Annotated in this window: 9 protein-coding genes and 4 tRNA genes; 9 read left to right on the top strand and 4 right to left on the bottom strand. The window is 69.2% G+C overall.

Features of this window, described 5'->3' with window-relative positions; genetic code table 11:
• Positions 1 to 330: 330 nt before the first annotated feature.
• The gene (locus tag AB0I18_RS35065; RefSeq protein WP_363109714.1) at positions 331 to 858 is read right to left on the bottom strand and encodes a hypothetical protein; all 528 of its coding nucleotides are present in this window, start codon (positions 856 to 858) and stop codon (positions 331 to 333) included.
• 156 nt (positions 859 to 1,014) lie between these two features.
• The gene (locus tag AB0I18_RS35060; protein ID WP_181660974.1) at positions 1,015 to 1,365 is read right to left on the bottom strand and encodes a metallopeptidase family protein; all 351 of its coding nucleotides are present in this window, start codon (positions 1,363 to 1,365) and stop codon (positions 1,015 to 1,017) included.
• A 94-nt stretch (positions 1,366 to 1,459) separates the two neighbouring features.
• On the opposite strand from AB0I18_RS35060, the gene AB0I18_RS35055 reads away from it, so the two are divergent.
• From AB0I18_RS35055 to AB0I18_RS35025, 7 genes are all read left to right on the top strand, one after another.
• Positions 1,460 to 3,034: a metallophosphoesterase gene (locus AB0I18_RS35055; RefSeq protein ID WP_363109713.1), complete on the top strand. Its 1,575-nt coding sequence runs from the start codon at positions 1,460 to 1,462 to the stop codon at positions 3,032 to 3,034.
• 80 nt (positions 3,035 to 3,114) lie between these two features.
• Positions 3,115 to 3,187, top strand: a tRNA-Glu gene (locus AB0I18_RS35050).
• 39 nt (positions 3,188 to 3,226) lie between these two features.
• Positions 3,227 to 3,301: transfer RNA gene (locus AB0I18_RS35045), tRNA-Asp, on the top strand.
• A gap of 23 nt (positions 3,302 to 3,324) precedes the next feature.
• Positions 3,325 to 3,398: transfer RNA gene (locus AB0I18_RS35040), tRNA-Phe, on the top strand.
• 142 nt (positions 3,399 to 3,540) lie between these two features.
• On the top strand, positions 3,541 to 7,527 hold the full coding sequence (hrpA, locus tag AB0I18_RS35035) for an ATP-dependent RNA helicase HrpA (RefSeq protein WP_363109712.1): 3,987 nt from the start codon (positions 3,541 to 3,543) through the stop codon (positions 7,525 to 7,527).
• Between the two features lie 94 nt (positions 7,528 to 7,621).
• Positions 7,622 to 7,696: transfer RNA gene (locus tag AB0I18_RS35030), tRNA-Asp, on the top strand.
• 315 nt (positions 7,697 to 8,011) lie between these two features.
• Positions 8,012 to 8,224: a DUF6274 family protein gene (locus AB0I18_RS35025; RefSeq protein WP_363109711.1), complete on the top strand. Its 213-nt coding sequence runs from the start codon at positions 8,012 to 8,014 to the stop codon at positions 8,222 to 8,224.
• A gap of 482 nt (positions 8,225 to 8,706) precedes the next feature.
• On the opposite strand, the gene bldC is transcribed toward AB0I18_RS35025, so the two are convergent.
• Positions 8,707 to 8,913 carry a developmental transcriptional regulator BldC gene (gene bldC, locus AB0I18_RS35020; RefSeq protein WP_027749187.1) on the bottom strand — a complete coding sequence of 69 codons (207 nt, stop codon included), beginning with the start codon at positions 8,911 to 8,913 and terminating at the stop codon, positions 8,707 to 8,709.
• 491 nt (positions 8,914 to 9,404) lie between these two features.
• Entirely contained in the window at positions 9,405 to 10,247 is an 843-nt protein-coding gene (locus tag AB0I18_RS35015; protein WP_363109710.1) for a hypothetical protein, read from the bottom strand.
• Positions 10,248 to 10,501: 254 nt separating this feature from the next.
• Between AB0I18_RS35015 and AB0I18_RS35010 the strand changes: the two genes are divergently transcribed.
• Together AB0I18_RS35010 and AB0I18_RS35005 are read left to right on the top strand one after the other, a co-directional pair.
• On the top strand, positions 10,502 to 11,596 hold the full coding sequence (locus AB0I18_RS35010) for a Glu/Leu/Phe/Val dehydrogenase dimerization domain-containing protein (protein ID WP_363109709.1): 1,095 nt from the start codon (positions 10,502 to 10,504) through the stop codon (positions 11,594 to 11,596).
• A gap of 290 nt (positions 11,597 to 11,886) precedes the next feature.
• Entirely contained in the window at positions 11,887 to 12,138 is a 252-nt protein-coding gene (locus AB0I18_RS35005; protein WP_363109708.1) for a DUF3073 domain-containing protein, read from the top strand.
• The last annotated feature ends 213 nt before the right edge of the window (positions 12,139 to 12,351 follow it).

The raw sequence follows: 12,351 nt of genomic DNA, 5'->3' as shown, positions 1-12,351 counted from the left end.
CCGAGGGCCGAGGCCTGACCACTCCCGCGACCTTCTTTTCGGCCGGTCAGCCGGTCCAGCCCCGGTCAGCCTGTTCAGCCCTGTTTGCCCGCCGGGCCCGTTCAGCGGTCAGCCTGTTCAGCCCCGTTTGCCCGCCGGGCCGCTCAGCCCGACAGCCCGCCCAGCCCGTCTGCCCGCCCGGCGCGTTCAGCCGTCAGCCCGTCCAGCCCTGTTCGCCCGCCGGGCCGCTCAGCCCGACAGCCCTCCCGGCGCGTTGAACCGCCCGGCATGTCCGCCCGCCCAGCCCGCTCTGCCGCTCCGCCCGTCCAGCCGACAGCCCGTCCTCGCAGGTCAGGCCTCGACCCCGGCCCGGGGCGCCGGCTCCCGCTCTCCGACGAGCTGTGGCTCGGGCTCCGGGTGCGCCGAGGACGAGGGCTCGGCGGTGGTCGGGTCCGGCGACGGTGGAGGCGTCTCCTTGGTGGGCGTCGGCTCCGGGTTCGGACGCGTCGGAGTGGGCTGCGCCTTGGTCGGCGTGGGCGCCGCCGGCCTGGGCTTCTTCCCGTCCTTGCCCTCGTCGTCGGGCTTCCCGGACTTCGACGGAGCGGCGGACACGCTCTCCCCCGCCGACGGCGAGGCCGACCCGGACGCCGACTCGCTCGGCTTCGCCGAACCGTGTTTTCCGTCACTCGTCCCGCGATAACCGGGACCCCCACCGGACACGGCCGACCCCCCGTCGGGCGCCTCACCGCCCCGCTGCCCCGCCGAGTGCGAGGGCTTGGCACGGGGTTCCCCGTCGTCACCGACGCTCATACAACCGGCGGACGCGGCCACGGCCAGGGTCGCGGCGGCCAGACGGACAGGTACGTACATGGCGCGCACGGGCAGCCACCTCCGAGGCGGTTATGACGAGTCCCCCTGCCCAACTCCCGCCGCCCACAAGAAGACACGCGCCCCGCCGACCCACCGTCACCCGAGTGCCCGCGCCCGAGCCCCCTCACCCCGGCCCGACACCCCGGCCCGATCACCCGTACCCGGTCATCCGTACCCGAGGGCATGCAGCCGCGCGTCGTCGATCCCGAAGTGGTGGGCGATCTCATGCACCACGGTCACCTCCGTCTCGACCACCACGTCCTCCCGCGACTCGCACATCCGCAGCGTCGGCCCCCGGTAAATCGTGATCCGGTCCGGCAGCACACCCGCGTACCACTCACCCCGATCGGTCAGCGGAGTCCCCTCGTACAACCCGAGCAGCTCGGGATCGTCGGCGGGCGGCTCGTCCTCGACGAACACCGCCACGTTGTCCATCAGTCGCGTCAGCTCCGGCGGGATCCGGTCCAGCGCCTCGGCGACCAGTTCCTCGAACTCCTCGCGCGTCATCTCCAGCACACGGCCATTGTCCGGCACGAGACCGCCCCGCGAGCGGTACGAGACACGGCGGCCGCCCCGCATATCCGCCCCCGGACATGGGCATACGGGACCAATGGCCCGCGTCCCCGCTGCCGCACTGCACCGCATTCGCACACCGCTCGGCAAGGTCCCGCACGCCCTCGCCCGCCGCTACCGCATCCGCCGGATCCACCCGACCCTGGAACTCGTCCACCAGCCGCACCCCTGGACCCGCGCCCTGGGCCTCGTCGCGGTCGTCGTGCTTGGCGCCTGGCTCGGCCTGCTCATCGTCGGCAACGTCCGGGCCCCGGTCGGCCCCATGGACACGACGATGACCCTGCGCCCGTCCGCGACCGGCGGCACGAAGATCAACGTCTCTCCGCTGGGCGCGCTGCAGCTGGACACCCACATCGCCCCCGTCCGCCTGGACGTGAACGTCGACCAGTTGGACCCGGCCCGCTCCCAGTCCCTGGTCGACCACCCCGAACGGCTCTCCGGCCTCCAGGAAGAGGTCGCCCAGGACGTCGGCCACGGCACGCTCGACCTGGCCGTACGCTCCTGCGTCGCCGTCGTCTCCGGCGCCACCGCCCTCGGCCTCGCCGTCTACCGCCGCCCACGCCGCGCCCTCGCGGCCGGCGGCCTCGCCCTCGCCCTGCTCACCGCGTCCGGCGTGACGGCGTACGCGACCTGGAACCCCAAGTCGGTCCTGGAACCGAGGTTCTCGGGCCTGCTCTCCTCGGCCCCCTCCCTGGTGGGCAACGCGCGCAGCATCGTCACCGAGTTCGACGTCTACCAGAAGGAGTTGGCCCGCCTGGTGACGAACGTGACGAAGCTGTACGACGTCACGTCCACCCTCCCCGCCTACGCGCCGGACCCGACGACCATCCGCGTCCTGCACGTCTCCGACATCCATCTCAACCCCGCGAGCTGGAAGATCATCGCGTCGCTGGTGGAGCAGTACGACATCAACGTCATCGTCGACTCCGGCGACACCATGGACCACGGAACGGCGGCCGAGAACAGCTTCCTGGACCCGATCCAGGACCTCGGAGCCCCGTACGTCTGGGTGCGGGGCAACCACGACTCCGCCGTCACCCAGAGCTATCTGGAGCGCATGAAGAACGTGCACGTCCTGGACGACGGCCGGGCCGCCTCCGTCGCGGGACTGCGCTTCGCCGGCATCGGCGACCCGCAGTTCACCCCCGACCGCACGACCGAGCCCGGGGCCGACAACGCGCAGGAGCTGGCGGGCGCCCGGCTGGCCTCCGCGCTGCGCGACCAGCGGGCGGCCGGCACCCCCGTCGACATCGCCATCGCCCACGAGCCGTCGGCGGCCCGCGAGACGGACGGCGAGGTACCTCTGGTCCTGGCGGGCCACCTCCACCACAACGAGATGGAGGTCATGAAGTACGGCACACGCCTGCGCATCGAGGGGTCCACCGGCGGCAGCGGCCTGCGCGCGGTCGAGGGCAAGTACCCCGACCCCATCGAGGCATCGATCCTCTACATCGACCGCGACTCCCGCCGCCTCCAGGCCTGGGACGAGATCAAACTCGGCGGCCTGGGCCTCACGACGGCCGAGGTCAGCCGCCACCTCCCGAAGGAGAACCAGCCGGGCGCACCGTCGAGTGGGACCCCCACTCCGTCCTCCCCCTCGGCCACCCCCTAAACCGTTTTGGCGATCCCTCCCGACATCCCATATGCTTCTCAAGTCCCCGACGCGCCGCGAGGCGCCCAGGCGGGCCGATAGCCCTCATCGTCTAGCGGCCTAGGACGCCGCCCTTTCAAGGCGGTAGCACGGGTTCGAATCCCGTTGGGGGCACGTATTCCCGTGTGCGAGACTGTTCGCACACAACAGCTTGGTCCTGTGGAGCAGTTTGGAGTGCTCGCCACCCTGTCAAGGTGGAGGCCGCGGGTTCAAATCCCGTCAGGACCGCTGCGGTTCCTCGCGAACCGCGTGGCTGGGTAGCTCAGTTGGTACGAGCGATCGCCTGAAAAGCGATAGGTCGCCGGTTCGATCCCGGCCCCAGCCACAACCAAGGCCCCGATCTTCGGATCGGGGCCTTTTTGCACTCACCTCTGTGCTGCTTTGTACTGACATTTGTACTGGCCTCTGTGCCGCCCGCGCAAAAGCGTTCGCCCCTCATTTCCCCGAGGTGCGATCCTGGACCCCGTATGTCTACGCACCCTGCCCCCGCCCTCGGCGATCTCGCCCTCCGTCTGGCCGAGCTGTCACTGCGCGACGCGCACCGGCTCGGGCGCAGGCTCGAAGGCGCGCGCCGGATCCGCAAGCCCGAGGCCCGGGCCGCCGTCACCGCCGAGATCGACGCGGAGGTGACCAAGGCCGAGGTCCGCATGGCCGAGCGGCGCACCCGTGTGCCCGCGGTCACGTATCCCGAGCAGCTTCCGGTCAGCCAGAAGAAGGACGACATCGCGGCCGCGATCCGTGATCACCAGGTCGTCATCGTGGCCGGTGAGACGGGGTCCGGCAAGACGACCCAGATCCCGAAGATCTGTCTTGAGCTGGGCCGCGGTGTGCGCGGCATGATCGGGCACACCCAGCCCCGCCGGATCGCCGCCCGTACCGTCGCCGAGCGGGTCGCCGAGGAGCTGGACACGCCACTGGGCGAGGCCGTCGGCTGGAAGGTCCGTTTCACCGACCAGGTGAACCCGGACGGGACCTTCGTGAAGCTCATGACGGACGGCATCCTGCTCGCCGAGATCCAGACGGACCGCGAGCTGCGCGCGTACGACACGATCATCATCGACGAGGCCCACGAGCGGTCCCTGAACATCGACTTCCTGCTGGGTTATCTCGCTCAGCTGCTGCCGAAGCGGCCGGATCTGAAGGTCGTCATCACCTCCGCGACCATCGATCCCGAGCGGTTCTCGCGGCACTTCGGCGAGGCCCCGATCGTCGAGGTGAGCGGTCGTACGTACCCCGTCGAGGTCCGCTACCGCCCCCTCCTCGAAGAGGACGGTGACGATTCCGACCGCGACCAGATCACCGCGATCACGGACGCCGTCGAGGAGCTCCAGGGGGAAGGCAAGGGCGACATCCTCGTCTTCCTGTCCGGAGAGCGGGAGATCCGCGACACCGCGGACGCGCTCACGAAGAAGAACTACCGGTTCACGGAAGTGCTGCCCCTGTACGCCCGGCTCTCGCACGCCGAGCAGCACCGCGTGTTCCAGCAGCACACCGGGCGCAGGATCGTTCTGGCGACCAACGTCGCCGAGACGTCGCTGACCGTCCCGGGCATCAAGTACGTCATCGACCCGGGCACCGCCCGTATCTCCAGATACAGCCACCGTACGAAGGTGCAGCGCCTGCCCATCGAGCCGGTCTCGCAGGCGAGTGCCAACCAGCGCAAGGGCCGTTGCGGACGGACCAGCGACGGCATCTGCATCCGGCTGTACAGCGAGGACGACTTCCTCGCCCGGCCCGAGTTCACCGATGCCGAGATCCTCCGTACGAACCTGGCGTCCGTCATCCTCCAGATGACCGCGGCCGGGCTCGGGGACATCGAGAAGTTCCCGTTCATCGATCCGCCGGACCACCGCAACATCCGTGACGGTGTCCAACTCCTCCAGGAACTGGGCGCGTTGGATCCGGGCCAGAAGGAGGCACGCAAGCGCCTCACCGAGACGGGCCGCAAGCTCGCCCAGCTGCCCGTCGATCCCCGGCTGGCCCGGATGGTCCTGGAGGCCGACAAGAACGGCTGTGTGCGCGAGGTCATGGTGATCGCGGCCGCGCTGTCCATCCAGGACCCGCGCGAGCGCCCGGCCGAGAAGCAGACGCAGGCGGACCAGCAGCACGCGCGCTTCAGGGACGAGACCTCCGACTTCCTGGCGTACCTGAACCTCTGGCGGTATGTGCGCGAGCAGCAGAAGGAGCGAGGTTCGTCGTCCTTCCGCCGTATGTGCAAGCAGGAGTACCTGAACTTCCTGCGGATCCGCGAGTGGCAGGACATCTACTCGCAGCTGCGGACCGTCGCCAAGCAGATGGGCATCCATCTGAACGAGGACGACGCCCCCGAGCAGCAGGTCCACCTCTCGCTCCTCGCCGGACTGCTCTCGCACATCGGGATGAAGGACGTGAAGGAGGCCGGCTCAGAGAGCGGGAGAGGCGGGGAGGGCGGGCGAAGCACGACGAAGAACGAGTATCTGGGCGCGCGGAACGCCAAGTTCGCGATCTTCCCGGGCTCGGCGCTCTTCAAGAAGCCCCCGCGTTTCGTGATGTCCGCCGAACTAGTCGAGACCTCCCGGCTCTGGGCTCGCGTCAACGCGAAGATCGAGCCCGAGTGGGTCGAGCCGCTCGCGGAGCACCTGCTGAAGCGCACGTACAGCGAACCGCACTGGGAGAAGGACCAGGCGGCGGTGATGGCGTACGAGAAGGTCACGCTGTACGGCGTGCCGATCGTCGCCCAGCGCAAGGTCAACTACGGGCGGATCGACGCGGAGACCAGCCGTGAGCTGTTCATCCGCAACGCGCTCGTCGAGGGCGACTGGCGTACGCACCACAAGTTCTTCGCCGACAACCGCCGGCTCCTCACCGAGGTGGAGGAGCTGGAGCACCGCGCCCGGCGCCGGGACATCCTCGTCGACGACGAGACGCTCTTCGACTTCTACGACCAGCGGGTGCCCGAACACGTCGTGTCGGGTGCGCACTTCGACTCCTGGTGGAAGCACAAGCGGCACGAGAAGCCCGAACTCCTCGACTTCGAGCGGTCGATGCTCATCAACGAGCGGGCCGGGGACGTCAGCAAGGACGACTATCCGGACTCGTGGCGTCAGGGCGGGCTCAAGTTCCGTGTGACGTACCAGTTCGAGCCGGGCGCGGACGCGGACGGGGTGACCGTCCACGTCCCGCTGCACGTCCTCAACCAGGTCACCGACGAGGGCTTCGACTGGCAGATCCCGGGCCTGCGGGAGCAGGTCGTCACGGAGCTGATCCGTTCCCTCCCGAAGCCGATCCGCCGGAACTACGTCCCGGCCCCCAACTTCGCGCAGAAGTTCCTGGAGCGGGCGGTGCCCCTGCAGGAGCCGTTGACGACGACGATGGCGCGTGAGCTGAAGCGCATGGTCGGGGTACCCCTGACCGCCGACGACTTCGACTGGTCGAGGATCCCCGATCACCTGCGGATCACCTTCCGGATCGTCGACGAGCGCCGCCGCAACCTGGCCGAGGACAAGGACCTGGAGGCGCTGCAGCTGAAGCTGAAGCCGAAGGCGCGGCAGGCGATCTCGCAGGCCGCGGCGGCGACGGCCGAGCGTGAGGGCGGCGAGTCCCTGGAGCGCGCGGGCCTCACGGACTGGACCATCGGCTCGCTCACGCGCGTTTTCGAGACCCGTCGCGCCGGCCAGCCGGTCAAGGCGTACCCGGCGCTGGTCGACGACGGCGACACCGTCTCCGTACGCCTCTTCGACACCGAGGCCGAGCAGCAGCAGGCGATGTGGCTGGGCACGCGTCGGCTCATCCTGCGCAACATCCCGGTGAACCCGGCGAAGTTCGCCTCGGACAAGCTCACGAACGCGCAGAAGATCGCGCTGTCGGCGAACCCGCACGGCTCCGTCCAGGCCCTGTTCGCCGACTGCGCGACGGCGGCGGCGGACAAGCTGATCGGGGACTTCGGCGGGCCCGCGTGGGACGAGGAGTCGCACCGGAAGCTGTACGAGCGGGTGCGCGCGGAGATCGTGGACACGACGGTCCGCACGGTCGGCCAGGTGCAGCAGGTGCTGGCCGCCTGGCAGGCCTGTGAGCGCCGTCTGAAGTCCGTACGGAGTCCCGTGCTGCTGGCGAACCTCACGGACGTACGGACGCAGCTGGACGCCCTCGTGAGGCCCGGCTTCGTCACGGCGGTCGGGCTGCGGCGCCTCGCGGACCTGATGCGGTATCTGGTCGCGGCGGACCGCCGGCTCCAGCAGATGCCGACGAACGTCCAGCGGGACACGGCCCGTATGGAGAAGGTCCACGAGATGCAGGACGAGTACGCGTGGCTGTTGGAGCAGTTGCCGCAGGGGCGGCCCGTTCCTCAGCAGGTGCTCGACATCCGCTGGATGATCGAGGAGCTGCGCGTCAGCTACTTCGCGCACGCGCTGGGCACGGCGTATCCCGTCTCCGACAAGCGCATCGTGAAGGCGATCGACGCGGCCGCCCCGTAACGGCGCCCGTACGCTGGGTGAGTTCGCTCTCCGGGCTCACCCTCCTGTAGAGTCTCTTCTCGCAGCGCAACGCAAGATCCGCACTGCGAAACCTGGTCCTGTGGAGCAGCTTGGAGTGCTCGCCACCCTGTCAAGGTGGAGGCCGCGGGTTCAAATCCCGTCAGGACCGCAGCAGATGAAGAAGGGCCCCGCATCCTTGGTGGATGCGGGGCCCTTCTTCGTGCCCGGTTACGGGCGCGCCCCGAAGGGGCGCCCCGTCAGGGGCGCGGGGAACTGCGCGCCCAACCCCCACGGCCCGCAGCCACGCACCGGACCGCAGGCAGCCCCTCCCTCCGGTGCCACGTACCCTCCGGTGCCGCGTACTCGTCAAGACCACCCCCGCCCCACAAGTCCCCCACACCCCGCACGGAGCGCCCCGGTCTTGACGCCGTCAGATTCCGCCGGTACTCAGAAACCAGGGCCCAAGACCCCACCGGAGGTGGCCATGGCGGCGTCCGCTAGGCATGAGACGCGAGCTCTGCTCCGCGCCCATCTGTCGGCCGCCTCGGGATACCGCTCCGGGTATCGCCATCTGACCCGCCACTGCCCGATCTGCCACCGGCTCCTGCGACTGGCCACGGAGCCCGGCACGGACGGCGCGGACGGCGCGGAGAGCCCCGAGGGCGCCGCCGGGGACGAAAGCCCTTCCCCGGCGTGAGCCGGGCGAGCGGCGCGAGGAGTGCTCCGCGCACCAACTGCCCCTGGGGCGGCCCGAGATGCGTACGGTCTCCAATAGCGCAGGAACGTCGGACGCAACAAGGACTCTGGCATGTGACGGGTGTCACCGCATGAGTTTTCAAACCCGAAGAACTTACGCCTCACATACAACTGGTCAATTTAATATGTGCAATTGCACCAAGCTCCGGACTCGTCCCGAGACCGCCCACAGGTGATCCCCCAGGCCTCCCCAGACTGCGACAAGGTCGCTCACAGACCGACCCGGCGCACCGCGACCAGGGCACAAAAAAGATCGCGCTGGACCCGGCGGAGTCCAGCGCGATCTACGACGCACCCTTGTTGCTTGAGGTTCTTGCTCGGGCGTGGACCCCGTTGGGGCAGGATCCGCGTCGCTTGGAGCTTGGGTTCGGGCGTACCGACAAGTGGGGGACCTGCCGGAATGCCCTGCTATGGACTTGTTGTTCAGACTTCGCTGCGCTGCTGCGGAATGCCCGCGAGCAGAGCACGAACCTCGGCCTCGCGGTAACGGCGATGGCCGCCGAGCGTGCGGATCGAAGTGAGCTTGCCGGCCTTCGCCCACCGCGTCACCGTCTTCGGGTCCACGCGGAACATCGTGGCAACCTCAGCGGGGGTCAGCAGCGGCTCGGCATCAGGGGTGCGAGCGGTCATGAGCGGCCTCCTCGGGAGAACCGAACCTTCTCGGTTCTTTCCTCTAAATTCTGCACCTTGACCCGCGTTGCCCGAAATGGCGGACGCGGGCCGAGTCGGTTATAGGACGAACGGCTTGTCCTCGGCACTACAACTACACCATCCGTCCAGCCACGTCGGCCAAACCGATGGAATTGCCCTCCCAGGTGTTCATCAGCGACGGAAGCCGATGGACCATGCCATAGCGGACAGTCACGCCACTGTGACGATCAGTCACAGGGCGATCAGGAGTCATCAGACCCCCCATAGCGTGCAATGCTGAGATTCCACCCATACGTGGGCAGATGGAGCCCTCCCCGGACTCCTTGTCCTATTTTGGCATGAGGAGGGGCGTTAGGCGCAAGGTCCGCGTAAGTGCCGTCCGTCACGCTTACCCCGTAAGACCCGGATCGGGCCTTACGTCCAGTCAGATCCCGTGACACAAAGGAACCGTCGGCCCCTCAGCCCGCGGATCAGTTCGCCGACTGCCGGTCCCGGACCGACCGCCACCGCTCCACGAGCCGACCGTAGGCCTCACCGGCCACCGTCCCGTCACCGCTGCGCAGCGCCTCGACGCCCTCGGCGACGTCCGCCGCCGAATGGTCGCCGTCGAGTTCTCCGGGCGGCAGGACGTGCACCAGACCGCCGTAGTCCAGTTCCACCAGCGAGCGCGGATGGAACTCCTCCAGCCAACGCCCCACGTCCACCAGGCCGTCGATGAGCGGTCCCTCGTCGAGGGCGTCCCTGAGTGTCCGCAGGGCCCGCGCAACCCGCCGCCGCGCCTGCACCATCGGCGTCCGGTAGCGCAGCACGGGCGCGTCCTCGCCCGAGCCCTTGTCGTACTCGCGCTCCTCGTCCGACACGAGCACGAACCAGTTCAGCGGCACCTGCCAGGTCGAGGTGCGGATCCAGGGCCGGGCGTCGGGGTTGCGGGTCAGCCAGCGCTCGTAGTCCTGGGTCGCCTGACGGCGTACGACCGCGGGCAGCACCGCGTCCAGGACCGGTGGCGGCAGCTCCTCGGCCAGGTCTCCCAGCGCCTGCCAGCCGCGCAGCCGGGTGCGCCAGGGGCACACGCACAGCACGCCGTCCACGTCCGTGACGAAGGCGTCGCCGCTCTCGTGCACCGGCACCGGGATCGGCGGGACGGGCAGCAGGTCGGCCAGGGACCGGCGCAGTTCGTCCTGGTAGGAGGGGCGCTCCGGGCGGCGCGCGTAACGCGCCCAGTAGCCGCGCTCCGGCTCCGGGAAGGCCGCCAGCGGTTCGTACACGCGCAGATAGGACGCGTACGGGACGATCAACGACGACACTTTGGGCACGCTTGCTCCCTCCCCCGCGGGCCTGCCGGAAAACCCGCGAAACCTGCCCACAAGCGCGCGGGAAAACACTCAAATCGTCCCACGGCGGGACGCGCCCGTACTCCGATGCGCCCAGGCCGTACTCCGGGAGAAGGTGATCCTGACCACTGCGCGGATGGCGGGCACGCGCAGGCTCTAATCTCGTGCCACGGAACCCGCCACCCGTACGGGATCCGCCTCCCCAACTCGCCGCTACTTACCTGGGAGTCACCACAGTGACCGACGTAACCGGCGCGCCCGCCGACGTACTGCACACCCTGTTCCACTCGGATCAGGGTGGCCATGAGCAAGTAGTGCTGTGCCAGGACCGGGCCAGCGGCCTCAAGGCCGTCATCGCCATCCACTCGACCGCCCTGGGCCCGGCCCTCGGCGGCACGCGCTTCTACCCGTACGCGAGCGAGGAGGAGGCCGTCGCCGACGCCCTGAACCTCGCGCGCGGGATGTCGTACAAGAACGCCATGGCCGGCCTCGACCACGGCGGTGGCAAGGCCGTGATCATCGGCGACCCGGACCGGATCAAGACGGAGGAGCTGCTCCTCGCGTACGGCCGGTTCGTGGCCTCGCTGGGCGGGCGGTACGTGACCGCCTGCGACGTCGGTACGTACGTGGCCGACATGGACGTGGTGGCGCGGGAGTGCCGCTGGACGACCGGGCGCTCGCCCGAGAACGGGGGCGCCGGGGACTCGTCCGTCCTCACCGCCTTCGGGGTCTTCCAGGGCATGCGGGCCTCCGCCCGGCACCTGTGGGGCGACCCGTCGCTGCGCGGCCGCCGGGTCGGCATCGCGGGCGTCGGCAAGGTCGGGCACCACCTCGTGGAGCATCTCCTGGAGGACGGCGCCGAGGTCGTGATCACGGACGTACGGGAGGCCTCCGTACGCCGGGTCCTGGACAAGCACCCGACCGGCGTGACGGCCGTCACGGACACGGACGCGCTGATCCGGGTGGCGGGGCTCGACATCTACGCCCCCTGCGCGCTCGGCGGCGCCCTGAACGACGACTCCGTGCCGGCACTCACCGCGAAGATCGTCTGCGGTGCGGCCAACAACCAGCTGGAGCACGCGGGAGTGGAGAAGGACCTCGCCGACCGCGGAATCCTCTACGCGCCGGACTACGTGGTGAACGCGGGCGGTGTCATCCAGGTCGCCGACGAGCTGCACGGCTTCGACTTCGAGCGGTGCAAGGCCAAGGCCGCGAAGATCTTCGACACCACGCTGGCCATATTCGCACGTGCGAAGGGAGACGGGATTCCGCCGGCCGCGGCGGCCGACCGGATCGCCGAGCACCGGATGGCGGAGGCACGCCGTCCGTGACGCCCGAGGACCTCTGAGAGGTACCCGTCGGCGGGTGTTGGAGAGAACTCTCACGTTCGTCGGCGGGTCGCTCTCCCAGAAGAGGTTAAAATCGCGGTTGACCAGCGAGGACAGGGCACCTCGTGGGTCCTGGACGTAGGCGCGTCCTGTGGGCGACGTACCGTATGGGCGTGGGCTCAGGTACCGTGGATGCCCTACGGACCGGTCTCTCAACAGAGAGTCCGTTCTAGATCATGAACGCGTGTCAAGACTCTGGGGCCGTCGAGCCCCGTCACCGAGGGGGTCGAGCCATGGGGCGCGGCCGGGCCAAGGCCAAGCAGACGAAGGTCGCCCGCCAGCTGAAGTACAACAGCGGCGGGACAGACCTGTCGCGTCTGGCCAACGAGCTGGGCGCTTCGACTTCGCAACAGCCGCCGAATGGCGAGCCGTTCGAGGACGATGACGAGGAAGACGACCCGTACGCCCAGTACGCGGATCGCTATAACGACGACGATGACGAGGACGAGGAGTCCGGTCCCGCGTCGCAACGCCGCGGCGCGTAGCGCTTGCAGCGGGCTTAGCAGGGTCCGTGGTCGTGCTGTAGCTGTTGCTGCACCTCACCCGGTTCGGGCGGTTTCGCGCCGGACCGGGTTTTGTGCATGCCGCGTCCGCGGGGGGCGCCGGGATAGCTGCGGTTCGTTTATCGGGCTGCGGGTTCGTTGTGGCTGGTCGCGCAGTTCCCCGCGCCCCTTAAGGGGCGCGCTTCACTGGTCCGG

Origin of the sequence: Streptomyces sp. NPDC050704 (assembly GCF_040654355.1) — a bacterium.
GTDB lineage: Bacteria > Actinomycetota > Actinomycetes > Streptomycetales > Streptomycetaceae > Streptomyces.
Note: the sequence above shows the minus strand (reverse complement) of the source record. Positions and strands in the feature narration are given on the sequence as shown.